Below are 25,812 nucleotides of genomic sequence, written 5' to 3' on the forward strand. Positions count from 1 at the left end.
CCACGACTCCTTCACGAAGCCCGCAAGAACGCGGAATTGGCCTGCACCACCTGGGCGACCAGCGGCTTTTGGTCGGAATGATCGACTCCGACGGGCTGCGGGCGGGCATCCTGCCAAAGCCCGCGCCGAAGTTCCAGCCCGTGTCCCGGGCGGGGGTGGAGTGCGCCCCTGGGCGAGTTGTTGACCAACTCCTGAGTGTTGTTCACTCGTTCGGGTGGCGGAGTGGCCGATGCGCGTCCCCCTCTCAAAAGCGCTGGAATGGTCGTAAGCCGTACCAGGGGTGGGAGGGCGTTCTCGTGTTGTGACCGGCCGTCACCTCTGCTTCATGGGCGGACGAGTCGAGAATGTGAGCACCGGTGCAGAAGAAGCGGCCTCGGGGCAAGGGCGGAATGCCCGGTACGGCGTCTTCGGGGCGGGAGGCGTCGACGCCCGCGACCCCCGCGGGGAACCCCACAGGGACCTCCCCGGCCGGACCGGCCTCCGCCGGCACGGGACACGAGGGCCTCGTGCCCGGCGGTCGTTCCGTCCGGGTGCGCAGCAGGCTCGTCGCCGGCGTCGCGGCCGTCTCGCTGACCGTCGTCGCCGCGGGCGCCCCGGCCGTCCTCACCGCCTCGGACGAACTGGCCGAGTCCCAGCAGCTCGTCACCCTCGCCGAGCTCAACCGGCAGGCCGTCACCCTCGCCCACTCCATGGCCGACGAGCGTGACGAGGTCACCGCGTACATCGCCGCGGGCCGCGACGACCAGACGGGCCCCAAGAAGAACCGCCGTGCCGTCTCCGCCAGCCACAGCGCCCGTGTCGACCGCCAGATCGACGAGATCCGCGGCAACCTCCCGGCCGACCACGCCGATCTGACCCGGGGCCTCGCCACCGTGCCGTCCGTCCGGCGCACCGCGCTCGGCGGCAAGGGCACCGCTCTCGAGGCGTACAAGGCGTACACCGACATCATCGCCACGCTGCACGCGCTCGCCGACGAGCTCGCCGAGAGCACCCCGGCCCGCGCCTGGATGTCCCCGGGGACGGAGTCCGGGGGAGGCACGAGGGCGCCCGCCGCTCTCGGTCTCGCCGTCGAGCAGGCCTCGGCGAGCCGCGGACTGCTGATCGCCGCACTCTCCGTCCCGGAACCGTCGGACGACGGCCCCTCCTACGACCCCATCACCGGGCTGCCCGTCGAGGACGAGGGCGACAAGGAGGCCGAGGCCGCCCGCAACGCCCTGAGCGCCGCCGCCCAGCAGGCCCGCGTCCGCGAGCTCGCCGCGCTCGCCGACTTCGACCAGGCCGCGAGCAGCGACGCCCGCGACCGCCTCGGCGCCACCGTCACCGGCCCCGACGTCAAGACGGCAGAGGGCTATCTCACCCGCCTCACCGACCAGCCCGAGCTCTCGGAGGGCGACCTCAAGTCCAACCGCGAGCGGCTCGAGTCCTCCCTCTCCGCCCGTATCGAGCAGATGCGTGGCGTCGAGTCCGCGCTCGCCTCCGCCCAGGTCGAGCGCCTGGGACAGCTGCGCGACGACGACGTCACCGCCCTCGAACTGCGCATCGCCCTGCTCGGCGGCTGCCTGCTCGTCGCGATCGGCATCTCCGCGGCCGTCGCCCGCACCCTGACCCGCCCGCTCGCGGTGCTGCGCATAGGCGCGGCCCGACTCGCCGCCGCGCCCGCCGCCGAGGCCGAGGAGCCGGTCCGCTTCACCGGTCGCAACGACGAGTTCGCCCAGGTCGTACGGTCCCTCAACGCTCTGCACGGCAAGCTCGTCGACCTTGCCGCGCGTGCCGACCGGCTGGACACCTCGCACGACGACCTGGCGGCCACCCGCGAGGAGCTCGCCACCCAGCGAGCCGAACTCCAAGGCCGGGTCACCGAGGTGACCGAGCAGCTGGAGCAGCTGCGGAAGACCGTCGGCCACACCTTCGTCAACCTCTCGCTGCGCACCCTCGGCCTCGTCGAGCGCCAGCTCGGCGTCATCGAGAAGCTGGAGGAGCGCGAGCAGGACCCGGAGCGCCTCGCCACCCTCTTCAAACTCGACCACATGGCCACCGTCATGCGCCGCCACAGCGAGAACCTGCTGGTGCTCGCGGGCGCCGAGCACGGGCACGCCCACGCGGGCCCGGTGCCGCTGGTCGACGTCATGCGGGCTGCGGTCAGTGAGATCGAGCGGTACGAGCGCATCACCATCCAGTCGCTGCCGCCGCACGCGCAGGTCGCCGGGTTCGCCGCGGACGACCTCAGCCACCTGGTCGCCGAACTGCTGGAGAACGCCACATCCTTCTCGCCGCCGGACGCCCAGGTGGAGCTGTCCGGCTGGCTCCTGGAGAGCGGCGAGGTGATGCTCTCCGTCCAGGACGAGGGCATCGGCATGGCCGCCGCCCGGCTCGAGGAACTCAACGCCAGGCTCGCCGACCCGGAGCCCGCCGCAGGCGTCGACGGGGAGGGCCTGGGGCTGCGGGTGGCCGCTCTGCTGGCCCGTCGGCACGGCGTACGCGTACAGCTGCGCGAGCAGAAGCAGGGCGGGATCGCCGTCGTCGTCGTCCTCCCGAAGGCGCTGCTGCCGACCGCCCCGCCCATCGCCACGCCCCAGGCGACGCCCATGCCGGGTGACGCGCCCATGCTGAACCTGCCGGGCTCGGTCGCCGAGGCCAACTCCAACGCGCTGCCGGGTCGCTCGGCCGCGAGCGACCGGCTGATCGCTGCGGCGGAGCAGTCCGTCCGCGCGGCGGAGGCGGAGGAGGAGACCGAGGCCGGGACGGACGCGGAGGCCGGGACCGGGACGGACGTGGACACGGAGGCCGGGACCGGGACCGGGACGGATGTGGACGCGGAGGCCGAGAACGGGCCGGAGCCCGAGCGGACCACCGCCATGGAGCCTGCCACCGCGCAGGAGCCGGCCGCCGTCGCGGAGACGACCGCTCCGGTGCCCGCACCCGCACCGGAGCCGGCCACCACCCCCGAGACCACCCTCCAGGTCCGCCTCCCGCACCCTTCGCCCGAGCCCGACGCCCACGAGCGGGTCGCCGACGGCGTTGACGGTGCCGACCGTGTCGACGGCGCCGAGGAAGCGGGCGTCGCCGGCGTCGCCGGCGGTCCTGATGTGGCCGAGCCGGTCACCGACAAGGGCCTGCCCAAGCGCACGCCCAAGATCGTCGCACCCGCCACCCCGCTCGCGGGGAGCACCAGGACCGTCGACGCGGAGGCGCTGCGCCGCCGCCTCGGCGGCTTCCACCAGGGGGCGAAGGACGGCCGCCGGGACGTCGAGGCGGAGCTCGCCGAAACCACGCAGAACATCCGGATCGCAGTCCAGGAAGACCAGGAACACAGCGAGGAATCGGGGGACACCGTCGAGGAGGCACGCAGTTGACCGCCACCGGAACATTCGGGCTGAGCAGTGAGGCCCGCAACCTTCACTGGCTGTTGGGCAACCTCGTGGAGGAGGTCCCAGGAGTCCGCTCCGTCGCTGTCGTGTCGTCCGACGGACTCCTGCTGCTGTCCTCCGACCCGGCGCACAACTCCGCGCCCGCTCCAGCCGCCCGCGCACGCCAGGACGGCCCGCGCGGCTCCAGCGCCGACCTCGCCACCATCGTCTCCGGCATCGCCAGCCTCACCGCCGGCGCGGCCAAGCTGATGGACGGCGGCGGCGTCAAGCAGACCATGGTCACGATGGAGGAAGGCAGCGTCTTCGTGATGTCCATCAGCGACGGCTCCCTGCTCGGTGTGCACGCGATCGCCGACGTCGACATGAGCGTCGTCGCGTACCACATGGCGCTCTTCGTCGGTCGAGCCGGACACGTACTCACCCCCGAACTCCGCAGCGAGCTGCGCAAATCGTTGGAGAGCGCCCAGTGATGCCCGCCGCCCAGCCCGCCCCCCGGCTTCCCCTGCGCGGAGACGGCAAACGCCCGGCCCGCGTCCGCCCGTACTCGCTCACCGGCGGCCGCACCCGCTTCGGCCATGTCCTCCTCGTCGAGACGTTCGTCGCCGCGCTCGAAGCAGCTGACGAGCGCAAGGAACTGACGAACGGAAACCTGGCCTCCCGGGTCATGCCCGAGATGCGGGCCATCGTCGAGCTCTGCCGACGGATGCGTACGGTCGCCGAGATCTCGGCGCTGCTGAAGATGCCGCTGGGGGTCGTCCGGGTGCTGCTCAGCGACCTGGCGGACCAAGGAAAGATACGTGTGTACGGGACCGGGTACGGCGACGGCCGTCCCGACCGCGCGCTGCTCGAAAGGGTGCTGAGTGGACTCCGTCGTCTCTGACCTCCCCACCGTTGTGGAGGACGAGAACGTACAGCCCTGGCAGAACGACCGCAGCCGCGCCCCGATCGCCACCAAGATCGTGGTCGCGGGCGGGTTCGGCGTGGGCAAGACGACCTTCGTCGGGTCGGTCTCCGAGATCGTGCCGCTGCAGACAGAGGCGCTGATGACCCAGGCGAGCGAGGAGACCGACGATCTCACCTCGACGCCCGGCAAGCTCACCACGACCGTCGCGATGGACTTCGGCCGGATCACGCTCGACGACGACCTCGTGCTGTACGTCTTCGGCACGCCGGGCCAGCAGCGTTTCTGGTTCATGTGGGACGACCTGGTGCGCGGCGCGATCGGCGCGGTCGTGCTGGCCGACACTCGGAGGCTGAAGGACTGCTTCCCGGCGCTCGACTACTTCGAGAGCTGCGGGCTGCCCTATGTCGTCGCCGTCAACCACTTCGAGGGGACACCGGCCTACGAGGCCGAGGACGTGCGGGAGGCCCTGAGCGTACCCGAGCACGTCCCGGTCGTGATCATGGACGCGCGCAAGCGGATCACGGTGATCGAGTCGCTGCTCGCGATCGTGGGCCACGCGCTCGACGTCACCCCCGAAGAGCCCCGTCCAGTCCCCGCCCTGTAACGAAAGAGCCCCGCCATGCGGAAGATCCTCATAGTCGGCGCCGGTCAGTCCGGACTCCAGCTCGCCCTCGGCCTCCAGGCGCAGGGCTACGAAGTCACCCTGATGTCCAACCGCACGGCGGACGAGATCCGGTCGGGCCGGGTCATGTCCACGCAGTGCATGTTCGACACGGCGCTGCAGCACGAGCGGGACCTCCAGATCAACTTCTGGGAGTCCCAGGCCCCGAAGATCCAGGGCCTCGGTGTCTCCGTCACCGGTCCGGACACCCAGAGGGTCATCGACTGGGTCGGCAAGCTCGACGGCTACGCCCAGTCCGTCGACCAGCGCGTCAAGATGGCCGGATGGATGGAGACGTTCGCCCAGCGCGGCGGGCAGCTCGTCATCCACGGCGCCGCCGTCTCCGACCTGGACTACTTCTCCCGTACGTACGACCTGGTGCTGGTCTCCGCAGGCAAGGGCGAACTGGTGTCGATGTTCGGCCGCGACGCCTCCCGCTCCCCGTACGCCGAGCCGCAGCGCGCCCTCGCCGTCGCCTACGTCCACGGCCTCGGCCCGCGCCCCGAGCACCCCGACTACGACGCGGTCCGCTGCAACCTGGTGCCCGGCGTCGGCGAGCTCTTCGTCATGCCGACGCTCACCACGTCCGGCCGTGCCGACATCCTCTTCTGGGAGGGCATTCCCGGCGGACCGCTCGATGTCTTCCAGGGCGTGAAGGACCCCGCGGAGCACCTCTCCGTGACCCTGGAGCTGATGGAGAAGTTCACGCCCTGGGAGTACGCGCGTGCGACGAAGGTGGAGCTGACGGACGCCAACGGCACGCTGGCCGGCCGCTACGCCCCGACCGTGCGCAACCCCATCGGCCGGCTCCCCGGCGGCGGGCTCGCGCTCGGCGTCGCGGACGTCGTCGTCGCCAACGACCCGATCACCGGACAGGGCTCCAACTCGGCGGCCAAGTGCGCCGCAGCGTACCTCGCGTCGATCGTGGAGCACGGCGACAAGCCGTTCGACGAGGAGTGGATGCAGTCCACCTTCGACCGCTACTGGGACACCGCGCAGCACGTCACCAAGTGGACCAACGCGATGCTCGGCGTCCCGCCGGAGCACGTCCTCAACCTGATCGGTGCGGCCGGCGAACTCCAGCCGGTGGCGGACCGGTTCGCCAACGGGTTCAACGACCCTGCGGACTTCGAGAACTTCTTCTACGAGCCGGAGAAGACGGCGGCGTACCTGGGGTCGGTCGCCGGCGCCTGACCGGCTTCTGACCAGCACTCTGACGGTCGTCATTGGTCGTCATTGGCCGTCGCGGGTCACCCTCGGACGGCCCACAGACGGCCCAGAACCACCCGCAAAAGAACAAGATCAGAGGCCCGGACACTGTGTCCGGGCCTTCGTTCTCCGCCACGCTCGCACTGATGTGATGCCGTCCCCGCATCGACGTGCTCTACCGCAGCGCTTCGGTCTCCGTGTCCGCCTGGGGCGTACGGGCGGCGCTGTCGAGCGCACCCGGTTCCGGCACCTCGCGCTGCTGCGGTTCCTCGGTGCTCGTGCGCTCGGGATCCGTCGGTCCCACGAGTTGCTGCGAAGGGAGGGACGCAAGCAGAGCTGCCACCTCCTTCAGACGCGTGTCCAGGGTGGCGCGCTGTTCCCGCTGCGTCTCGGCCAGCGACTGCTGGCGATCCAACGCCTTGCGTGCCTGTGTCGCCAGCCCGTCGGCATAGGCCACGCCGCGCTCCAGGCGGGCGATCGTCGCTGCCCGGTCACGGGCCGCCCGTTCCATGAGGTGTCCCTGGTCCAGGGCGATCCGGGGATTACGGGCGAACAGCAGATGGAGGTACACGGACAGCTCCGAGTCGCCCTGGTACTGCTGGCGGGCGAACCGGCCCGCCTCGCCGCGGCTGCGGGCGAGCGCGTTGCGCGCGTCGGCGAGTGCGGTGCCGAGCCGCTTCGTCTCGGTGCGCTGCACCGTGAGCTTCTCCCGGGTCGTGTAGTACGCCTCGCCGGCCTCCTCCGCCTGCCAGTACAGCTCGCGGAGCCGGCCGAGCAGCCCGGTGACGGTCCGCGCCGCGGGGTTGCCAGGGGCGGGCCGGCCGCCAGGCTTGCCCTCCTCATCCGGGACGACCGTGGCTTCCGGGACGCCCGAGGCTTCCGAGCCGCCCGGGGCCGCCGTGGCGACCGGGTCGTCCGGCCCGGCCGCCGCCGGTGTCGCTGTCACCGCGAAGACCGTGACGGCGGCCAGTGCGGTCGTGCAGATCGAACGCAGCAGGCTGTCTGACACATCATCACCTCACAGGGGTTATGCGAGCGATGATGCGCCTTCGGTTGTGTGATGAACGCCCTGGGTGACCGTTTCGGCGCAACACCGTCACCCACGACGGGGTGATCGGCGAGTGCGGCGGCGTGGTGACTGGCGCAGGCGTGAAACCGCAGGGCGTGGCCGTGTGGCCATGAGACGGCTGAGCGCGGGACCGCCGCCGGGCCGCGCATACGGACAGTGCCGAAAGGTGCCGACGTGCACGAGGCGTGCGGATGCGGAGCGGCCGGTACACCCGAGGGTGTACCGGCCGCGTGAATTCCCGGCCCGGGCGCCGTGCTGCCGACAGACCCGGCGCCCTCGGTGAGGTGACCGCTGACCAGTGGGCCTCAGGGTTCAGCGGCGGTTGGGCAGGCGGGGCAGCCGTCGGATCAAGCGCCGACGGCCGCGCGTCCGGCGGCGTAGATGCGGGCCTGCTCGGCGATGCGGCGGCCGAGGTGCTCGGCGGTGGCTATGTCGGCCTTGTGGACTTCCTCGGGGCCGAGGTCGGTGTGGGACTGGGCGCCCGCGCCCAGGTAGAAGCCGAGGCGGTTGAGATCCTCCTCGGAGGCGGTGGAGCTGTTCCAGCCAGGGTGAAGGCCGAGGTTGACCCAGGTCATGCCGTGCTGGGCCGCCAGGACGGTGAAGTACTGGAGCGTGTGGAGCTTGTCGCCGCTCTTGGCGCCGGAGTTGCTGAATCCGGCGGCGAGCTTGTCCTTCCACGAGTGGACGAACCAGCGCTTGGAGGTGGTCTCGGCGAACTGGTGGAAGGCGCCGGAAGCCGTGCCCATGTAGGTCGGCGAACCGAAGACGATCGCGTCGGCGGCGTCGAGCAGCTCCCACTGCTCGTCGGTGATCTCGTCGACCTTGATCAGGTGGGCGACGGCTCCGGCCTGCACGGCGCCGTCACGCACGGCCTCGGCGAGGACGGTGGTGTGGCCGTAGCCGGAGTGGTAAGCGATGGCGACGACGGGGCTGGTCATCAAGGTTTCCTCCTGGCAGTGGGGTGACTGACTCCCTCCGGGAGCCGGGAGGTCGACGATCCTCCCGCGTGGCGGCGTGGAGTCGACCCCATGCCCGCTTAGACCGAACAGCCTCCGTCTCCGTGACATCGAAGGTGATTTTTTGGACTATCCACCCTTTTTCGCTACCTGATGATGTGAAGTTGGGCCGACGGGCACCCGGTCACGTCATCCGCTTCCGACCGCGAGGCGCGGATGGCGCCACCTGCTGCGTACGTGCGAATCGCGTCACCGCGCACGCCGGCTTCGAGGCCTGCTGGACGCCGAGGACCCCGAAGGGCGGGCAAAGGCCGTCTCGATGCCGTCGCTCACCGCGCGGCACCGCGCAGGACCGCGTGTCCGTGTTCCTGTGTCGGTACAGGAACGAACTCGGTGGGCAGGTGGCAGGGTCGACCGCGGCTCGGTCGGCGAGGGTCCCATCGGCTCCGTGCTCGCGGCAGCGGCCTCAGCCGGAACGCGCGACCGTCGCCGACCGCAGGCCTTGACCTCGGTGTCCGTTCAGCGGTCGAGAGGCAGCGCGTACAGGGTGCTGTCGCGCCAGACGACGGCCGTACGCCCGGCGACGACGCCGCGGTAGCCGCCGGGCTTCGCGGGCGTGGTGCCGCCCGCGTCCTGGAACTTCCACAGGCGGCTGCCGTCCGCCGTCCGGAACGCGGTGACCTGGGTGGCCTCCAGCGCCAGCGCAGTGCGGGCACCGGACGAGAGCAGTATGCGCGGCCTCCCCCCGCCACCCGCCTCCGTGGACCGGGACCAGCGGGTCGTGCCCGTCGCCGCGTCCAGGGCGTGGAGCTGGTGGTGCGCGGTCCCGACATAGAGCGTGCCGTCGTGGACGACGCCCTCACCGAAGGCGTTCCGGCCGGTGGAGCCCGGGGCGGCGGTTCCGGCGGCCTGCCACACGCGCTTAGCACTGCGCGAGTCGAACGCGTGGAGGCCGTCGCCGACCGCCGCGTACACCCGGCCCGCCGTGTCGCCGGAGACGGTGGTGTCCGGCAGCACGGCGGTGAAGTACTTGCCCGAAAGTCGCTTTCCACCGACCCGGTCGTACACCGTGAACAGCGCGAGGCCCTTGTCGGCCTTGCGCTGCTGCGGGGTGAGCGAGGCACCGTCCTGCCGTACGAGGATGCCGTCGGGGCGCAGGGCGACGCCCTGGTACCTCGGCAGCGCGTCGCGGGCGCGGCCGTTCGGGACCTGGGTGCGCCAGAGCTCCTTCCGCGCGACGGCGTCGTACGCGAAGAGGTACGTGCCCGCGCCCGCGGTCCCGGTGAACCAGACGACCGGTCCGTCGTCGGCGGCGACGGAGGTGATGTGCGCCGGGGCGGCGACGCGGTGCCGGACCGTGCCGTCCTGCGGCGAGAGCCACAGGAAGTTCGTCGCGCCGATCACGAAGACGCCGTCGCCCGCGAGGAAGGGCCGGTACGCGGTCTGCGCTCCCGGCTGCGTCCAGAGGCGACGGCCGCTGCGGAGATCGACGCCGGTGCTCTGGCGTGCGTCGCCGATGACGACGATCCGGTCGCGCCAGACGGCGGCCTCGAAGGGGCCGCTGCCCGTGTGGTCGTACGCCCAGAGGGGCGCGGGCGGCGCTCCGGGTATGGGCGCGGGGGCCTTCGCGGGGGCCGTGGGGGCGGCCGCGGGCTCGGCGTCACCACCGGCGACGGCCACCCCGATGCCCCCGCCGAGCAGCAGCCCGGCGGCTCCGGCCACGGCTCCGGCGACCACCACCCGCCGCTCGGCGTCGGCCTTGGCGGCCAGCACGGACGCGGTGAGGTCGGACTTGGGCGCGGCCGCCGGGTCGGGCGCGACGGCAACGGGGGCAGGGGCGGAGACTGCGGGTGCCGGTGCCGACACAGGTGCGGATGCGGGCATGACCGCGGGCCCGGCGCCGGACGGGCCCGCCACGCCACCGGCCGAGGGCGCGCTCGGCACCGGCGCGGCGCCACCCACCCGGACCCGCGGAATGCCCAGGGCGGCGGTGACCTTGTCGCCGACGCGCAGGCCGACGGCCCCGAGGGCAAGGGTCTTCCGTCCGGTGCCGGTCGCCGTGGGTGGCCGGGCCGCCGACACCGCGGCGGCCTGGGCGGCCAGAGCCGTCACCACGGGCTCCGGGAGCCAGCCGTCCTTGGCCAGGGCCGAGGCGCCCTCCAGGGCCAGCGTGGCCGCGGCCGTGCCTGCCGAGGGACGGGAGGCGGGTTCCCCGGCGAGGCACGAGGCCACCAGATCGCGCAACTCCTCAGGAATCCGGGCCAGTTCGGGGGCCTGGGCCGTCGGCGACGCGTCGTCGGGCAGGACCGGTGTCGTCCCCGTGGCGGCGTAGGCGAGGAGCAGGCCAAGGACGAAGATGTCGGATGCGGTGCCCGGTTGTTCGCCCTTGACCTGCTCCGGGGTGAGGGAGGCCAGGCGCACGGAGAGCCGCCCGCCCGGGCCCGCCTGGGCGTGGGCGGCGGCGCCGAGCGCGCCGAAGGCCGAGAGCCGGGGACCGTCGGCCGCCAGCAGGACGGTCTCCGGGGTGAGGCCGTGCAGCACGGTGCCGGTCGCGTGGACCCGGGAGAGGGTCTCGGCGAGCCCCGCGCCCAGTATCCGTACGGCACGCTCCGGCAGCGGTCCCGCGAGGGCGATGGCCTCGGCGAGGGTGAGGGCGGGAACGTAGCCGTACGCGGTCCACAGCTGCGGCCCGTCCGTGGCAGCGCCGGCCGGTGCCGGCACCCAGCCGCCCGCCAGCCGGTCCGCCGTGCGCGCCTCCGCCTCGAAGCGGCGCCGGAACGCCGGAAGCGCGGCGAGCCCCGGCCTGGCGAGGGAGACGACGACGGTGGCGTCGTCGGGGCCGCCGTGTGCGACGTACTGGACGGTGCTCGCGGTCTCGCGGAAGCGCAGCAGCGTCGTGTACTGGCCGATGCGGCGCGGATCGTCCTGCTGAAGCGGCTCCACGGCGAGCTCCCCCCTGGTGGTGCGTTCGCGGTGATCCTATTCGGTTACCGATCGGCGCGCTTCGGCTTCGACCAGGGCCAGTTGAGCGTGCGGCGCTCGCGGCCGCCGGGGGCGTACTCGTACCGCCAGCCGCGCGGCAGCCCGAGCCGCTTGGTGTGGCCGGCCGGGACGCGGCGGTACGCGTACACGGTGGGCGGCCCGCCGGCGTCGTCCGGCACCGGAACCTCGTACCACTGCGGGGGGTTGCCGGTGGGGCCGACGAGGACGGGCAGGACCCGGCCGTCCAGGGGGCCGCCGACGAAGGGGGTGTTCTCGCTTCTCACCCGCCCAGTCTCGCGCAGGCCCCCTGTCGCGTCTCCTCGGGCCGGGGCCCGGGCCGCCTCGACGGCTACAGCAGGTGACCGGCGTCGCCCACGACGGGGATCACCCGCCGGGCGAGCGTCCCGACCGGGCCCGACGGGGTCTCCAGGGCGAGCAGCTCCCGGACGACGCCCGCGGTCTCCTCGTCGGAGGCCGCGGTCGCGGCGAGCAGGGCGACCAGATGGTCGACGAGCCAGACCCGCAGTTCGCCGGCGGGCGGCTGCTTGTCCTCGTCCAGCCAGATCAGCGAGGCCGCCTCCACCGCGGCGATCCAGGTGCGCACCATCATGCGCAGCCGCGGGCCGGGGTCCGGGACCCCGAGGTGGACCAGGATCTGCTCGGCGGCGGCGCGCCGCACCCCGTCGACGATCGCGCTGGTGCGGGACGTCTCGGCGACGCTGCCGCCGCGCAGAAGGGCGCTGAACGCGGCGTCGTGCTCGTCGACGAAGACGAGGTAGCGGTCGAGGACCCGGCCGAGCCGCTCGGTGGGCGGCCCGGCGGGCGGCTCGGCGAAGCACAGCACGAGCGCGTCGGCGGAGCTGCGCAGGGCGGCCTCGTACAACTGCTGCTTTCCGCCGGGGAAGTAGCGGTAGACCAGCGGCCGGGACACCCCGGCGGCCTCGGCGACGTCGTCGAGCGACACGTCCTCGGGGGCTCGGTGCCCGAACAGGGTGAGGGCGGCGCGGAGCAGCTGACTGCGCCGCTCCTCCACACTGAGGCGCCGGTACGCGCGATTCGTCGCGGGAGCACTCGGGGTCATACGGGCAGCGTAACCGCCGCTCTCGGGCACCGGGGGGCGGTGTGCCGCGGACCGTGCACCCGGGCCGGTGGCCCCGAGGCTCAGGCCAGCAGCCCCGAGCTCTTCCACAGCCTGCGCCCCGCACCCCGCAACACGCCGATGTCGTCCAGGAAGTCCGTGAGGCGCTTCGCTCCGGTCTGCATGACCTCGCGGCGGTGGCCGCTCGCCTTCACCTGGGCGACCGCCTCCCGCCGGTCCAGGCCGACGTTCTCGTACACCTTGGGGTTGACGAAGCAGACCGAGAAGACCCGCGCGGCCTCGCCGCAGCTGAGGCGGGTGAACTCCTGCTCCCACCGGGGCGCGGTCACCATCTGGCGGCGCAGCTCCTCGCGGGCGTAGCGCACATGGCGGGCCTCCTCCACCACGTGGATGCGGGTCACCCCGCGGACCAGCGTCTGGACGCGTTCGTCGGGGAAGGTCAGGCGCTGCATCCAGTCGAGGATCTCCTCACCGAGCAGCGTCGCCGCGAACGAACCCGGCGTCGTCGACACCGTCTTCAGCACGCGCGCCAGATTGTGGTAGAGCCGCGGCACCGGGTACGCCGGGGCGCCACCCTTCTGGATCATCTTCGCGAACATCATCGAATGCCGGCACTCGTCCGCGATCTCCGTGAGCGCATAGCGCACATGGCTGCTGGTCACGGACTTGTCGTAGATGTGCCGCACGAGCAGCTGCATCAGGATGATCTCGAACCAGATGCCGAGCGACGCGAGCGACGCCGCCTCGTGCCGGGCCAGATCCATCCGCTGGTCCTCGGACATCTTCTTCCACAGCGGGGTGTCGTACAGCGACACCAGCTCCGGCGGCCAGAACCACTTTCCTTCCTCGATCGGGGCCTCCCAGTCGAGCTCCGTCTCGGGGTCGAAGGAGTGCTTGGCCGAGGATTCGAGGAGGCGTTCGGCGACCTGTTCGCGGTCCCGCAGCGGGCCGATGGCATCGCGGAGGAGCGTGAGATCGCGTGGGGTCACAGTCGTCATGGCACTTATGAGACTGCGTGTCAGTAACGCCGTCAATCCCCTGTGCGGGACTTGTTGACTGGGCGTCTACCAACGTGTGAGTCTGCCAACAGACCGTCAGTTCGTCAGTGCGAGGCGAGGGAGCCGTTCGTGTCGACGTTTGACCACTACACCAACCCGCCACGGGAACCCGTCTGGTCCGTCCCCGCCTCCGGCGCCGCGCGCTTCAGCTGGGAGTACGACAACGGCCGCGACCGCCTCCTCGCCCTCTACCAGAAGGGCAAGGACAAGCAGTGGGACGGCGCCAAGCGGATCGACTGGGACCTCGAGGTCGACCCGTACGACCCGCTCGGCACCCCCGACGAGGCCCTCAGCCTGTACGGCACCCGTCACTGGGCGAAGATGACCGAGAAGGACAAGGGCGAGCTGCGCCGGCACTACTCCTCCTGGCAGTTCAGCCAGTTCCTGCACGGCGAGCAGGGCGCGATGGTGTGCGCGGCACGGATCGTCGAGTCCGTGCCCGACCTCGACGCGAAGTTCTACTCCGCGACCCAGACCATGGACGAGGCCCGGCACGCCGAGATCTACGGGCGCTTCCTGCACGAGAAGATCGGCATGCTCTACCCGATCAACGACAACCTCCAGGGCCTGCTCGGCGACACCCTGCGCGACTCCCGCTGGGACATGCCCTACCTCGGCATGCAGGTCCTCATCGAAGGGCTCGCCCTGGCCGCGTTCGGCATGATCCGCGACACGACCGACAAGCCGCTGCCCAAGCAGATCCTGGCGTACGTCATGCAGGACGAGGCCCGGCACGTCGCCTTCGGGCGGATGGCGCTGCGCGACTACTACAAGCAGCTGACGGACGCGGAGCTGCGCGAGCGCGAGGAGTTCGTCATCGAGGGCTGCTATCTGATGCGGGACCGCATCCGGGGGCTGGAGGTGCTGGAGGGCTTCGGCATCCCGCGGAAGGAGGCGGAGGAGTACACGGAGCAGTCCGAGTTCCTGCATCTCTTCAGGAAACTGCTCTTCAGCCGGATCGTGCCGTGCGTGAAGGACATCGGCCTGTGGGGCGAGCGGCTGCAGAAGGCGTACGTCGACATGGGTGTCTTCGAGCTCGGCGACTCCAACCTCGACCTGCTGATGGGCCAGGACGAGGAGCTCGCGGAACAGCTGGACCGCGAGCGCTTCGCGGCGGAGGAGGCCGAGCGGGTGGCGGAGGTGGAGGAGGCGATCGCGGAGGGCGGAGGGGCCTGAGCTGCACCGGGGTGCCACCTCGACCGGTGATCAAACGTTCGGAGGGAGCTCCCCGGTTCGCGAAGACGATCAAACCGGACCGGCGGAGCCGGCCGGAGCCCGACGTTCTCGTCGTTCGGGTCGAGGCGGACACGGGCCCCGGCCGTACATGGTTCATGCCCGAGGATGTCGTCCTTGCCGTCGAGGTTGTCTCGGCCGACTCGCCGGAGCGCGATCGCGACAGCCGCCGGATGTAGCCGTCGGCCCGGTCGGCCACGGCGTCGACGGGGCCGAGGGCGCGACGATGTCCTTCAACTCCTCGGAATCCACGGGAAATGCGAGCCGTGCGATGTCGACCTGGGCGAACTCATGGGCCGGTTGCTCGGTCGTCATGGCCGCACGGGCCGGCCATGGCCCGGATGTCCGCCCCCTTCCGAGGTGCGAGACGCTCCCCCGGGTACGTGAGGGGCCTCAGCGCAGCGCCGCCTGCATCACCGCTCGCGCGATCGGTGCCGCGTCGCCGCCGCCGCTGATCTCCGCGCGGTTGGCCTCCGCGTCCTCGACGACCACGGCGACCGCCACCGCGGGGCGGGGCGCGCGAGGGGCCTGGGCCCAGGCGATGAACCAGGCGTACGGGACACCGGCGTTGCCGACGCCGTGCTGTGCGGTGCCCGTCTTGCCGCCCACCACGACCCCCTTCATCGCCGCCCGCGTGCCCGTGCCCTTCTCGACCGCCTCGATCATCATCCGCCGCAGCGTCAGCGCCGTCCCCGGGTTCATCGCCCGCTGGTAGGAGCGACGGGGTGTCTCGCGCACCGTGTCGCCGTCCCACGTCGTGGTCCGCTCGACGAGATACGGGTACGCCAGCTCCCCGCCGTTGGCGACGGCCGCGGCCACCATCGCCATCTGCAGCGGCGTCGCCGTCGTGTCGAACTGGCCGATGGACGACAGCGCCAGCTGGTCCACGCTCATGCGCCGGTCGAAGTTGGACGGGGCGACCCCCGACGGGATCCTCAGCGCCTTGTCGTTGAAGCCGAACCTGCCCGCCGCGTCCAGCATCCCGGGCAGGCCCACCTTCACCCCGAGGTCCGCCATCACGGTGTTGCAGGACCACTGGATCGCGTACGCGAGCGACGCGTCCTCGCAGTCGCCGACAGGGTTGGGGAGCCTCGTCCTCGTCCCCGGGAGCACATAGGGATCGGGTGTGTGGGTGGGGGCATCGGGGTCGGTGACGACCCGGGCGTCGAGCGCCGCGGCCGCCGTCACGATCTTGAAGGTGGAGCCGGGCGGATAGGTCTGCCGGATGGCCCGGTTGAGCATCGGCTGCGTCTTTGACGCGATGAGCCGTTTCCAGGTGTCGGTGACGGCCGCACTGTTCCCCGAGATCAGGCCCGGGTCGTACGAGGGGCTGCTGACCAGCGCCAGGATCCTGCCGGTCGACGGCTCGATCGCGGCGACCGCGCCCCGCCGCCCGGCGAGCCCGCGGTACGCGGTCTCCTGCAGCGCGGCCTTGACGGTCGTGACGACGCGGCCGCCGGGTCGGCGGGAGCGGGTCAGGTCGTTCCAGAGGGGGAGCGGGGCGAGGAGCGGGTCCGTGCCCGACAGGACCGCGTCCTCGGCGTGCTCCAGCAGGGTGGTGCCGTAGAGCTGGGACGCGTACCCGGTGACGGGCGCGTACAGCGGGCCGTTGCGGTACGTGCGCTCGTGGCGCAGCTGCTGCCGGGTGTCCAGGGAACCGGTGACCGGCTTCGAGCCGACGACGATGTCGCCGCGCGGTGCCTCGTAACGGGCGATGACCGGCCGGCGGTTGGCCGGGTTCTCGTTCAGCGCGTCGGCCTCGATCACCTGGACGCGTACGGCGTTGACCAGCAGCGCGACCAGCAGGACCAGGCTGAGCGCGGCGGCGCGCCGGATGTAGCGCGTCATCGTCCCTCTCCCGACGGCGCGGCCAGGGCGGGCGGCGGCTCCGCGACGGCCCCGGCGACGACCGCATCGGGGCGCGGGGCGCGGGCCGAGTCGCTGACGCGGATGAGCAGCGCCACGATGATCCAGTTGGTCACGACGGACGAACCGCCCTGCGCGAGGAACGGCATCGCCATGCCGGTGAGCGGGATCAGCCCGGTGACCCCGCCCGCGATGACGAAGACCTGAACGGCGAGGATGGCGGCGAGGCCGACGGCGACGAGACGGCCGAAGGGGTCGCGCAGGGCGAGGCCCGCGCGGAAACCGCGGGCCACGAGCAGCCCGTAGAGCAGGAAGAGCGCCGTCAGCCCGGCGAGCCCCAGCTCCTCGCCCGCGGTCGCCAGGATGAAGTCGGACTTGCCGGCGAAGCCGATCAGGATCGAGTGCCCGGCACCGAGCCCGGTGCCCTGGATCCCGCCGGCGGCGAACGCGAACAGCGACTGGGCGAGCTGCCCCGGCCCCTGGCCCGCCTCGATGGAGGCGAAGGGATCGCGCCAGTCCTCGACGCGGCTGTGGACATGCGGTTCGAGGGTGCCGACCGCGACCGCGCCGACCGCGGCGAGCAGCAGTCCCACGGCGATCCAGCCGGTCCGGCCCGTCGCCACGTACAGCATGATCACGAAGAGTCCGAAGAAGAGCAGCGAGGTGCCGAGGTCCCGTTCGAGGACCAGGACGGCGACGCTGATGAGCCAGATGGTGACGATCGGGCCGAGGACGCGGCCCGTGGGGAACTGGAGCTTCCAGATCCTGCGGCCGGTGTAGGCGAGGGCGCTCTGGTTGGCGGCGAGATACGCGGCGAAGAACACCGCGAGCAGGATCTTGGCGAACTCACCGGGCTGGAAGGAGAGCCCCGCGAACCGGATCCAGATCCGGGCCCCGTTCACGGCCGGGAAGAAGATCGGCACGATCATCAGGACGAGGGCGGCGGCGACGGAGACGTACGCGTACCGCTGGAGCAGCCGGTGGTCGCGGAGCAGGACGACGACCGCGATGAAGAGCGCGACGCCGAGGGACGACCAGACGAGCTGGGCGGGCGCGGCGCGGAAGCCGGGGGTCTCCAGGTCGAGCCGGTAGATCAGGACCAGTCCGATGCCGTTGAGGAGGACTGCGATCGGGAGGAGGAGCGGGTCCGCGTACGGGGCGCGAAACCGGACGGCGAGATGGGCGAGCAGGGCGAGCAGTCCGAGGCCCGCGCCGTAGGCGACGGCGTCGGGCGGGACGGCGTCGTTGCGGGTGAGCCCGACGGCGACGTAGCCGTAGACGGAGATGAGGACGGCGCAGACGAGGAGCGAGAGCTCGACCCCGCGCCGTTTCGGCAGGCGAAGTGCGGGCGGGGGAGCGTCCGCTGCCGTTGCGGTCATGCCCCGCAACGTAGCAAGCAGGGATCTTATGTCCGCTTATCTGCGGACTCGGGCGGCGTGCCGTCGACGGCCGATTGCCTGCTTCCGGCTCCGTCACCCCCTCCGTCGCCGTCCACCTCCACCTCCACCTCCTCCAGGTCCACTTTCTCGTCCCCGCCGAGGTGGATGTACTCGGGCAGTGTCAGCCGGGCGACCGCCCCGCCGTCCGGCGCGTTGGAGAACTCCAGCCGCGCGCCGATCACCGCCGCCTGTCCGACGGCGATCGTCAGCCCGAGGCCGTGCCCCTTGCCGCCGGACCCGGACTCCGTACGGAACCGCTGAGGGCCGTGCTCCAGCAGATACGGCGGATATCCGCTCCCGTGGTCCCGCACCGACACCGACGGCCCGTCGACCGTCACCACGACCGGCCGGGCCCCGTGCATATGGGCGTTGGCGATCAGATTGCCCAGCACCCGCTCCAGGCGGCGCTTGTCGGTCTCGACGCTCGCCGGCCGCACGATCCGCGACTCCGTCGCCGAACCGGCCGCGCGCGCCGCCCTGACCACGCGCTCGGCGAGCGGCGCGAGTTCGTGGATGTCGAGATCCACGGTCTCGCGTCCCGCGTCGAGCCGGGAGATCTCCAGCAGGTCCTCGGTCAGGGCGCGCATCGTCCGCACCCGGTCCTGGACGAGCTCCGACGGACGGCCCGGCGGCAGCAGCTCGGCCGCGGCGGAGAGCCCGGTCAGCGGGGTGCGGAGCTCGTGCGCCACGTCGGCGGTGAAGCGCTGCTCGTTCAGCAGCTTCTCCTGGAGGGTGGAGGCCATGGTGTCCAGGGCGCCGGAGACCGTGGCGACCTCGTCCTCGGGCCGCGAGGGGTCCTTGGTGCGGGGATCGTTGACGCGGGCGTCCAGATCGCCCGCGCCGATTCGGCGGGCCACCTGTGCGGTCAGATGCAGCCGGCGGGTCACCCGGGTCACCGCGAACGTGCCCATCAGCAGCGTGGCACCGATCGCGAGGACGGAGGAGCCGAGGATCGCGCGGTCCAGATTGCCGATCGTGTCCGCGCTGAGCGTGTAGTCGACGTGCACGGCTATGGCCCGGCCGTCGGCCGGGCCCGCGGCCCACATGGTCGGCCGGTCCTGGAATTCGGAGACGACCGTTCCGCGCTTCCCGCTCACTGCGAGGTCGCGCAGCCCGGCCGGGAGTCCGGGCGGATCGATCCCGCCGTATGAGGCGAGCGGCTCGCCCGCCTCGTACGACTGCGTCACGTCCTCCAGGCGCGAGAGGGCCTTCTCGCGGGCCTGGTCGACGGTCTGGCGGGTCACGGACGCATGCACCAGGGTGCCGAGCAGCGCGGCAAGGGCGCAGCACATCACGGTGATGAAGAGCGCGGCCTTCCAGGTCAGCGTCGCTGTCCAGGCGGGGAGGCGGGGGAGGCGCGGAAGGAAGGGATGGCGGCGGGTGGTGCGGCGGTTACGGGAGCGGGCGCGGTCGGGGCGGGCGCGGTTGCCGGGTCGGCGCGGGTTCACCGGGCGGCCTCCGCCGACGGGGTGGGCGTCGCCGGCGCCGACGGCTTGATACGGATGATCTCGTCGCGGGCCGGGAGCATCGCGCGCTGCCGGGCGTCCCAGGACCAGACGGTCCGGTACTCGTACCCGGGAATGCCGGCCGACACTGCGCGGATGATCAGGTCCTTTCCGGCCACATCCACCCGCACGACCGCGTCCGAGTCGGACATGATCCGGGTCAGTCCGCCGTTCTCCGGCATGTAGGCCCGGATCGCGGTGCGCTGCTCGGGCATCGTGATGGCGACGACCAGTTCGTCCTTCCCGTCGCCGGTGAGATCTCGGTAGTACGGCCTGAGCACCGGGCAGGTGCCGGGCTTCGACGTGCACGCGCGGATCTGCCCGGCCGTCTCCGGGTAGAGCCCCTCGGCTCCCGTCACCTCCTCGGGGTGGGCGGCCACCTCGGCCTGGACGACGGCGATCGGGTCGAGCGAGCGGACGTCGCCCTCCGGCACCCTGATCCCCGGGACGCGCGTGGTGTCGCTCTCCCCGTAGTCGACGGGCGGCGCCGATATCGGCGGCAGCTCCGGCCACAGCTCCACGGGCCCCACGGCCGTCGGCGTCGCCCCCGCGCTCTCCAGCTGCCCCGCGCCACCACCGCAGCCGGCCAGCAACAGGACACCCGACAGTGCGGCCAGAGCTGTGCCCATGACGGTGCGGAACGGATTCACGGAGCTGGCTCCCTGCTGATGCTGCGGCGACGCCGTCCTGCGCGTCAGACGGGGCTCGGGCCGATCGGTGTTGCGGTCAACCTTATGCCGTGGGGCATGGTCACCGGGGAGATCGATGGCATCTGTCCGCTATTGCGATGGTTGGGCGGGGTGTCGTCGGTTGTGTAACAGGGGGCCATATCGGGCCCCGGCTCGTTCCCGAGTGGAGGGCCTCCGCCCCCAGACCCCCGGTACGTGCCCGGCACCGTCCGGTGTGGCCGTCCTCAACCGCCGGGCGGGCTCACACACGAGCCCGCCCGGAAAGGTCACGTCCCCGCCGACAACGCCCGCCTGCACAGCGTCAGCAAGCGCTCGTCCCGCTCGATGTCGTGCGTCCCGGAGCCCCCGTCGAGGACGTTGTGCCGACGCGGCCGGGACAGCTCCGCGCGCAGGAGCGGGGCGGCCGGGGAGGCCGCGGGGCCCATTTCGGTGAGGCATTCGGCGACCTCGACGCGGCCGTAGCGGTTCTCCTCCCAGGCCGAGAGCAGGACCGGGAGCGCGTCCCGGGTGTCGCCGGTGACGCGCCACAGGGCGATCCCCGCGTCCATGCGCAGCCAGCGTTCTCGGGAGCCGAGGAGCTCGCGCAGAGCGGGCGCCGCGGCCGACGCGCGGGGGCCGAGGAAGCCGAGCGCGGCGGCCGCCGACCGCCGTGCGTCGGGGCCGTCCGCCGCGAGGAGCTGCCGCAGTGGCGGCAGTACGGCACCGTCACCGGAGATCGCCCAGAGCGCCTTCGCCGCGGCCGCGGCGACCGACGGGCACGCGCTCGCCAGCAGCGTGCGCAGCTCCGGCGCGGCGGGCAGCGCCGCGGGCCCGAACGCCGTCAGCGCCCGCAGCGCGGACTCCGTCACCCATTCGCCGCCCTGCTCCGAGGCGCCCCGCAGCACCCGCAGCACCTCGGGCAGCGCCTCGGCCGCCCGCAGCGCCGCCAGCGCGAGCATCAGCGGAACCGCCCCGTCGTCGAGCTCGGTCTCGCCGAGCCGCCGCCGCAGGACCGGCGCGAGCGGCGCGGCCGCGGCCCCGAGATACGGCACCGCGAACGCCACCTCGCGCGGCAGCTCCGGCTCCTCCAGGGCCACGGCCAGCGCCGGCACCGCCCGCGGGTCGCCGAGCCTGGCCAGCGCGACCAGGGCGCGGTCGTCCCGCACGGCGACGCCTGTACACGGGTCCGCACCCCCGTTTGCGCTCCCGTCCGCACCTCGGACCGCACCGCCGTCCGCGCCCCGGTGCCGGCCCCTGCCCCCGTCCGCCCCCGCGATCCGCGCCGCCAGCGCGTCCGCCGCGGGCAGCGCCAGCCCGAACAGGCTCTCCAGCAGGCTCGCCGCGGCCGCCCTCAGCCGTGGCTCCGGATCGCCGAGCTGCGCCCCGATGCACCGCACCAGCTCGTCGTACGGCCCCCGCCAGGTCCTTATCAGGCCGTGGCACATCCACACGGCGTCCGTACGCTGCCCCGGGTCCCCGCTGTTCAGCCGGCCCACGAGCAGCGCGATCCGCTCGTCGACGCGGTCGCCCAGCGCCGAGTGCAGCGTCCGCAGCAGATCGTCCGTGCCGCAGGTCTCGTCGGCGCTCGCCGGCCCGTCGGCCTCCCGCAGCAGCGCCGTCGTCGTCGCAGCGACATCGGGCGGCAGGCTCGCCGGCCCGCACCGGGCCAGCTGGGTCAGGGCGGACAGGCGCAGACAGGGTTCGTGAGCCGGGGCGAGCAGCCCGGTCAGCCACCGCACCGCCTCCGCGCGCAGTCCGGCATGCCGCAGGGCGATCCGCCCCACCGCCTCGACGAGCGCGAGCTGCACCTCCGCGTCCGGCTCGGCCTCCAGCCGGCCGCACAGCAGCGCCAGCACCCGTGCGGGCTCCCCGTGCAGCATCGCCAGCGCGCACGGCGCGGCGAGCCGCACGCCGGGGTCGTCGTCCGAGAGCAGCCCGACGAACACATCCGCACCGGCGGCGACGGCGGCCGCCGCCATCGCGTAGTTGGCGGCCTCCTCGAACTCCTCCTCGTCCGGGCCGGGTTCGTCGTCCCCGTCCAGCTCGATGCCGCCGATGCTGGTCAGCAGCTCCACGACGGCGCCCCGGTCCTGGACCTCCGGGATGGCGACGAGCTCCAGCAGGAACGGGATGCAGGCCAGCGTCGAGTCGTACACGTCCCCCTGGTGGTGCACGGCCGCGTACATCGCGTCGAGCGCGGCCTCCCGCTCGACCGGATCTGGTGACGCGAGCCCGCGCAGCAGCCCCGGGACGTCGTCCGCCGGACCGTACGCATGGTCCAGCGACGCCCAGTCGACCTCGTCGATCCCCGTGAACACGCCGTTTCCTCCCGCGAACCAGCCGCCGGTCCCTGTCCGGTCGATCGGACCGCACCGGCCCCCGGGCCCCGTCCAACCCGATCGCCCGGACAGGGACTAGGGGAGAGTGTGCACCAGGACGGTGACAACGAGGACTTGGAAAACCGCCATGCCGCACGGGTTTCGGTCACCCGGTCCGTCCGTCCCCCGTCCGGGATATTGCCCCTCCGGCGCCCCGCCTGCTCCCATGGTCGGTGGGGGTGAGGAAGCGATGGACAGGTTCGGACTGCGTGTCACACCGACGGTGAAGTACGGCCGTTCACGGCTGTACGTGAGCCTCCCGGGCGGCCGCAACGCGGCCTGGTACGACCGTGACACCCACCGCGTCAGCCTGGTCCTCACCGAGCTCCGCGACGAGGTACTCGCCGCCCTCGCGCCCTATCTGACCGGCGACTTCACCGTCGGGCCCCCGCCCGTGCCGACCGCCGACGAGCTCGCCCGGCTCGCCCTCCGTCCCGACGACGACCTCGCACCCAACCGCCCCGGCGAGGCCCTGCACCTCGCACTGGACCGGCGCGCGCAGGGAACCGCGGGCCGACGGCATCTGAGGGCCGATCCGCGGATTGCCGACCTCGACGCCCAGCAGCGGCTCGGGGCGGAGCTCGACCGGCTGGAAAACGCCGGGTGGCGGGTGCTCCACTCCGTGCCGCTGCCCGGTGCCGAGCACATCGACCATCTGGCGATCGGCCCGGCGGGTGTGTTCGCCGTACGGACCCTGGCTGCCCGCGGCCGTCGCGTCCGGGTCGCCGACCCGCTGGTCACGACGGGCCGAGCCGAGCCCCGGCCCGAGCTGCGCCGGGCCCGCAGGGGAGCCCAGCGGGCCTCGTTCGCTCTGGCCGTTGCCGTCCGCCCGGTGCTCGCGGTGGTCGGGGCGGCGCGGCTCGACGTGCCGCCCGTGCCGGGGGACGTACGGATCCTCGCCGACACCGAGGTGCCGGCGCTCTCCCGGCTGGACGGTGTGCTGAAACCGGCGGACATCGAGGCGCTGCACGGGCGCGCCCGTGACCGCAGGACCTGGCTGCGCACCTGATGCCGGCAGCACACCTCATGCCGGCTGCACACCTGCTGCCGACGACGCCCCGGCTTCCGGTCGCGCACCCGGCCCGTGGCAGCGGCGGTTACCGCAGGTTGTCCCCCCAGCCGCCCTGCAGCATCGTCTGGAATGCCCACTTCCCGTCCCGCTTGATCAGGATGTCCGCGTACCGCAGCTGCTGCTCGGTGCCGCCCGCGGTCATGACCGAGTCGGTGAAGACCACGACCATCGCCGAGGTGAGGAACACGGGCGTACGCGTCGACTCGAAGGTGATGTCGGTGGTGCCGTCGCCCATCACGTGGGTCATGGTGGCGACGAACTGCTCGCGGTCCCACTGCGCGGAGGCGCCGTTGCCCGCCGAGTCGTCGCTCACCAGGTTGAGCGGGAAGACCGCCATGTCGGCCATCCGCTCGATGTCCCGCCGGCCGCTCGCCGCGTCGTACGCGGCGAACCACTCCTCGATGCTCGTGAGCTCGCCGGGGGTCGGGGTGTAGCCGGTGTCGGGCAGCTGGGGCAGGGTCACGCTCTCTCCTCGTCTCATCAAACTTGACTACTTCCGTGACGACGATATTTCCCGTTCTCTCACTAGTCAAACTTGATTAATCAGGTCGTCCCGGATGCGCAGAACGGTCGCCACCGCGTGCCGCGTCGTTCCCTGCTCGACCTCCGCCACGAGCCCCGGCGCCACCGTGCGGTACGGCACCTCGCCCACCCCGATCGCCATCGCCCGGCCCTCGACCGCCCTGGTCCCGCGCCCCGCGAGGGTGGTCGCGGCGAGGGTGCGCAGCGCCGGCGGCAACGGGCTGGAGACGACCGGGGCGTCGTCGTCCGGCAGCACGAGCACCAGCGCGGCCGGCCGGCCCTGAGGCCCGGTGAAGCCGACGACCGCCGCGTCCCGGACGTCGGTGTGCCGCAGCTTGCGCCAGTCGCGGGCGCCCGCCCGGTACGGCCCGGTGAGCCGCTTGATCACGAGCCCCTCGACGCCGGTCGCGGTCAGGGTCTCGTACCAGGTGGCCGCGAGCTCCGGGTCCGTCGTCATCGGCACCGGCTGGAGCGGCGGCCCCAGCGGGCCGAGCAGCCCGACCAGCCGCTCGCGGCGGCGTGCGTACGGTGCGGAGCGCAGATCCGTGCCGCCCTCCGCCAGCAGATCGAACGCGGCGTACGAGGCGGGCAGCCGGCGCGCCAGGATCCCGGCCCGCCCCGGCGTGGCGGCCGCCCGGCGCTGGACGGCCGCGAAGTCGATCCGGCCGCCGGTCCAGATCACCGCCTCGCCGTCGAGGACCGTGCCGTCGGGCAGTGCGAGCGCGGCCTCCGCCAGATCGGGGAAGGCCGGGGTCACCAGCCGCCCCGAGCGGGCCTGCAGCACGGCCCTGCCGTCCAGCCTGAAGATCAGGATCCGGTGCCCGTCGAACTTCGGTTCGTACGCAAGCCCTTCCCCGCGCGGCAGCCTGGCCACGGACTCGGCGAGCGCCACCTTCAGGGGCGGCCGCAGCACGTGCCCCGTCCGTGCCGTGCTCACGGCAGGCTGCCCGCGCGGGCGGGGTCGAAGAGCGGTGCGAGGAGGTCCCCGTACCGGCCGAGCCGTCCCTCGATGTCCCCGTGCCGGAACACCAGGTCCGCCGGGGAGCCGCACGCCTCGACCTCCTCCCAGGTCACGGGCGCGGACACGGTCGGTTCGGACCGGGCGCGCAGGGTGTAGGGCGTCGCGGTGGTCTTGGCGGCGGCGTTCTGGCTGTGGTCGACGAACACCTTCCCGGGGCGCAGCGCCCGCGTCATCCGGTGCACCACGAGTCCCGCGAGCTCCGCCTCCGCCTCGACGGCCAGGGTCCTCGCGTACGCCGACACGTCCGCCGACGGTGTCGGTTCCAGCGGCACCAGCAGGTGCAGTCCCTTGGAGCCGGACGTCTTGGCATACGCCTCCAGACCGTCGGCGGCGAGCCGCTCGCGCAGCCACACGGCCACTGAGCAGCACTCCACGACGGTCGCCGGCGGCCCGGGGTCGAGGTCGAGGACCATCCGGTCGGCCCTGGCGGGTTCGTCCACCTGCCACTGCGGAGTGTGGAACTCCACCACCAGGTTCGCCGCCCACATCAGGGACGGCAGATCGTCCACGACGACCTGCTCGCCCGTCTCCCGCGACGATCGTGGGACTTCGGCGACGCGCACCCAGGAGGGGGTGCCGGGGGGCGGGTTCTTGGTGAAGAACAGCTGGCCGTCGGGGCCGTCCGGGTAGCGGAGGAAGGACAGGGGCCGGTTGCGGAGGTGGGCGAGGAGGGGGGTCGCGGTGAGGGCGTAGTAGTGCAGCACCTCGCCCTTGGTGGTGCCGGTCGCCGGGTAGAGGACCTTCTCCAGGTTGCTGAGCGCAAGGCGCCGCCCCTCCACCTCTGTGATGGGCGTCATACGAT

General features: G+C 72.6%; 21 protein-coding genes and 1 pseudogene. 8 read left to right on the plus strand and 14 right to left on the minus strand.

Translation table 11 applies throughout. The features are described from left to right. Nucleotides 1-356: 356 nt before the first annotated feature. From ABT078_RS02460 to ABT078_RS02480, 5 genes are read left to right on the plus strand one after another with little or no spacing between them, the layout of a single operon-like run. Nucleotides 357-3,353 carry a sensor histidine kinase gene (locus ABT078_RS02460; RefSeq protein WP_351222981.1) on the plus strand — a complete coding sequence of 999 codons (2,997 nt, stop codon included), beginning with the start codon at nucleotides 357-359 and terminating at the stop codon, nucleotides 3,351-3,353. Next, nucleotides 3,350-3,838: a roadblock/LC7 domain-containing protein gene (locus ABT078_RS02465; protein ID WP_351222983.1), complete on the plus strand. Its 489-nt coding sequence runs from the start codon at nucleotides 3,350-3,352 to the stop codon at nucleotides 3,836-3,838. The genes ABT078_RS02460 and ABT078_RS02465 overlap by 4 nt, the downstream gene beginning before the upstream one ends. Further along, nucleotides 3,838-4,248 (plus strand): DUF742 domain-containing protein, encoded by a 411-nt coding sequence (locus ABT078_RS02470; protein WP_351222985.1) that lies wholly within the window; start codon nucleotides 3,838-3,840, stop codon nucleotides 4,246-4,248. Before ABT078_RS02465 ends, ABT078_RS02470 begins: the two co-directional genes overlap by 1 nt. Continuing rightward, the gene (locus tag ABT078_RS02475; protein WP_351222987.1) at nucleotides 4,229-4,876 is read left to right on the plus strand and encodes a GTP-binding protein; all 648 of its coding nucleotides are present in this window, start codon (nucleotides 4,229-4,231) and stop codon (nucleotides 4,874-4,876) included. The genes ABT078_RS02470 and ABT078_RS02475 overlap by 20 nt, the downstream gene beginning before the upstream one ends. A gap of 15 nt (nucleotides 4,877-4,891) precedes the next feature. Beyond that, nucleotides 4,892-6,127, plus strand: coding sequence for a styrene monooxygenase/indole monooxygenase family protein (locus ABT078_RS02480; protein WP_351222989.1), 1,236 nt, complete (start codon nucleotides 4,892-4,894; stop codon nucleotides 6,125-6,127). Between the two features lie 190 nt (nucleotides 6,128-6,317). On the opposite strand, the gene ABT078_RS02485 is transcribed toward ABT078_RS02480, so the two are convergent. The 6 genes from ABT078_RS02485 to ABT078_RS02510 form a co-directional block, all read right to left on the minus strand. Beyond that, a complete protein-coding gene (locus tag ABT078_RS02485; RefSeq protein ID WP_351222991.1) occupies nucleotides 6,318-7,151 on the minus strand; it encodes a coiled-coil domain-containing protein in 834 nt (277 codons plus the stop codon). Nucleotides 7,152-7,558: 407 nt separating this feature from the next. Continuing rightward, nucleotides 7,559-8,149 (minus strand): flavodoxin family protein, encoded by a 591-nt coding sequence (locus ABT078_RS02490; RefSeq protein WP_351222993.1) that lies wholly within the window; start codon nucleotides 8,147-8,149, stop codon nucleotides 7,559-7,561. Nucleotides 8,150-8,686: 537 nt separating this feature from the next. After that, entirely contained in the window at nucleotides 8,687-11,110 is a 2,424-nt protein-coding gene (locus ABT078_RS02495; RefSeq protein WP_351222995.1) for an outer membrane protein assembly factor BamB family protein, read from the minus strand. Between the two features lie 44 nt (nucleotides 11,111-11,154). Continuing rightward, entirely contained in the window at nucleotides 11,155-11,433 is a 279-nt protein-coding gene (locus ABT078_RS02500; protein ID WP_351222997.1) for a DUF8847 domain-containing protein, read from the minus strand. Nucleotides 11,434-11,498: 65 nt separating this feature from the next. Next, a complete protein-coding gene (locus ABT078_RS02505; RefSeq protein ID WP_351222999.1) occupies nucleotides 11,499-12,230 on the minus strand; it encodes a TetR/AcrR family transcriptional regulator in 732 nt (243 codons plus the stop codon). Between the two features lie 80 nt (nucleotides 12,231-12,310). After that, nucleotides 12,311-13,246: an AurF N-oxygenase family protein gene (locus ABT078_RS02510; protein WP_351223001.1), complete on the minus strand. Its 936-nt coding sequence runs from the start codon at nucleotides 13,244-13,246 to the stop codon at nucleotides 12,311-12,313. A 129-nt stretch (nucleotides 13,247-13,375) separates the two neighbouring features. Between ABT078_RS02510 and ABT078_RS02515 the strand changes: the two genes are divergently transcribed. Further along, nucleotides 13,376-14,482 (plus strand): ferritin-like domain-containing protein, encoded by a 1,107-nt coding sequence (locus ABT078_RS02515; RefSeq protein ID WP_351223003.1) that lies wholly within the window; start codon nucleotides 13,376-13,378, stop codon nucleotides 14,480-14,482. Between the two features lie 65 nt (nucleotides 14,483-14,547). Continuing rightward, a pseudogene (locus ABT078_RS02520) lies at nucleotides 14,548-14,703 on the plus strand (Uma2 family endonuclease); the annotation flags it as partial. Nucleotides 14,704-14,932: 229 nt separating this feature from the next. Here ABT078_RS02520 and ABT078_RS02525 read toward each other — a convergent pair. From ABT078_RS02525 to ABT078_RS02545, 5 genes are all read right to left on the minus strand, one after another. Next, nucleotides 14,933-16,387: a penicillin-binding transpeptidase domain-containing protein gene (locus tag ABT078_RS02525; RefSeq protein ID WP_351223005.1), complete on the minus strand. Its 1,455-nt coding sequence runs from the start codon at nucleotides 16,385-16,387 to the stop codon at nucleotides 14,933-14,935. Continuing rightward, a complete protein-coding gene (locus tag ABT078_RS02530; RefSeq protein ID WP_351223007.1) occupies nucleotides 16,384-17,784 on the minus strand; it encodes an FtsW/RodA/SpoVE family cell cycle protein in 1,401 nt (466 codons plus the stop codon). The genes ABT078_RS02525 and ABT078_RS02530 overlap by 4 nt, the downstream gene beginning before the upstream one ends. 26 nt (nucleotides 17,785-17,810) lie before the next feature. Beyond that, nucleotides 17,811-19,169 carry an ATP-binding protein gene (locus tag ABT078_RS02535; RefSeq protein ID WP_351223709.1) on the minus strand — a complete coding sequence of 453 codons (1,359 nt, stop codon included), beginning with the start codon at nucleotides 19,167-19,169 and terminating at the stop codon, nucleotides 17,811-17,813. Between the two features lie 119 nt (nucleotides 19,170-19,288). Then, nucleotides 19,289-19,978 carry a hypothetical protein gene (locus ABT078_RS02540; protein WP_351223711.1) on the minus strand — a complete coding sequence of 230 codons (690 nt, stop codon included), beginning with the start codon at nucleotides 19,976-19,978 and terminating at the stop codon, nucleotides 19,289-19,291. A 326-nt stretch (nucleotides 19,979-20,304) separates the two neighbouring features. Then, nucleotides 20,305-22,335 (minus strand): HEAT repeat domain-containing protein, encoded by a 2,031-nt coding sequence (locus ABT078_RS02545; protein WP_351223009.1) that lies wholly within the window; start codon nucleotides 22,333-22,335, stop codon nucleotides 20,305-20,307. Nucleotides 22,336-22,585: 250 nt separating this feature from the next. Here ABT078_RS02545 and ABT078_RS02550 point away from each other — a divergent pair, with 250 nt between their 5' ends. Continuing rightward, nucleotides 22,586-23,404 (plus strand): nuclease-related domain-containing protein, encoded by an 819-nt coding sequence (locus tag ABT078_RS02550; protein ID WP_351223011.1) that lies wholly within the window; start codon nucleotides 22,586-22,588, stop codon nucleotides 23,402-23,404. Nucleotides 23,405-23,492: 88 nt separating this feature from the next. Here the strand turns inward: ABT078_RS02550 and ABT078_RS02555 are convergent, their stop codons facing one another. The 3 genes from ABT078_RS02555 to ligD form a co-directional block, all read right to left on the minus strand. After that, a complete protein-coding gene (locus ABT078_RS02555) occupies nucleotides 23,493-23,924 on the minus strand; it encodes a nuclear transport factor 2 family protein (RefSeq protein ID WP_351223713.1) in 432 nt (143 codons plus the stop codon). Between the two features lie 72 nt (nucleotides 23,925-23,996). Continuing rightward, on the minus strand, nucleotides 23,997-24,887 hold the full coding sequence (locus tag ABT078_RS02560) for an ATP-dependent DNA ligase (RefSeq protein WP_351223715.1): 891 nt from the start codon (nucleotides 24,885-24,887) through the stop codon (nucleotides 23,997-23,999). Between the two features lie 35 nt (nucleotides 24,888-24,922). Then, the gene (ligD, locus tag ABT078_RS02565) at nucleotides 24,923-25,807 is read right to left on the minus strand and encodes a non-homologous end-joining DNA ligase (RefSeq protein ID WP_351223012.1); all 885 of its coding nucleotides are present in this window, start codon (nucleotides 25,805-25,807) and stop codon (nucleotides 24,923-24,925) included. Between the last annotated feature and the right edge of the window lie 5 nt (nucleotides 25,808-25,812).

Source organism: Streptomyces sp. NPDC002133 (assembly GCF_040296405.1).
GTDB lineage: Bacteria > Actinomycetota > Actinomycetes > Streptomycetales > Streptomycetaceae > Streptomyces.

What these genes read in the sequence shown, in the direction of transcription:
- ABT078_RS02510 (WP_351223001.1), bottom strand. Translation starts at nt 13,246, where the DNA reads ATGACGACTGTGACCCCACGCGATCTCACGCTCCTCCGCGATGCCATC.
- ABT078_RS02525 (WP_351223005.1), bottom strand. Translation starts at nt 16,387, where the DNA reads ATGACGCGCTACATCCGGCGCGCCGCCGCGCTCAGCCTGGTCCTGCTG.
- ABT078_RS02540 (WP_351223711.1), bottom strand. Translation starts at nt 19,978, where the DNA reads ATGGGCACAGCTCTGGCCGCACTGTCGGGTGTCCTGTTGCTGGCCGGC.
- ABT078_RS02470 (WP_351222985.1), top strand. Translation starts at nt 3,838, where the DNA reads ATGCCCGCCGCCCAGCCCGCCCCCCGGCTTCCCCTGCGCGGAGACGGC.
- ABT078_RS02550 (WP_351223011.1), top strand. Translation starts at nt 22,586, where the DNA reads ATGGACAGGTTCGGACTGCGTGTCACACCGACGGTGAAGTACGGCCGT.
- ABT078_RS02505 (WP_351222999.1), bottom strand. Translation starts at nt 12,230, where the DNA reads ATGACCCCGAGTGCTCCCGCGACGAATCGCGCGTACCGGCGCCTCAGT.
- ABT078_RS02530 (WP_351223007.1), bottom strand. Translation starts at nt 17,784, where the DNA reads ATGACCGCAACGGCAGCGGACGCTCCCCCGCCCGCACTTCGCCTGCCG.
- ABT078_RS02480 (WP_351222989.1), top strand. Translation starts at nt 4,892, where the DNA reads ATGCGGAAGATCCTCATAGTCGGCGCCGGTCAGTCCGGACTCCAGCTC.
- ligD (WP_351223012.1), bottom strand. Translation starts at nt 25,807, where the DNA reads ATGACGCCCATCACAGAGGTGGAGGGGCGGCGCCTTGCGCTCAGCAAC.
- ABT078_RS02490 (WP_351222993.1), bottom strand. Translation starts at nt 8,149, where the DNA reads ATGACCAGCCCCGTCGTCGCCATCGCTTACCACTCCGGCTACGGCCAC.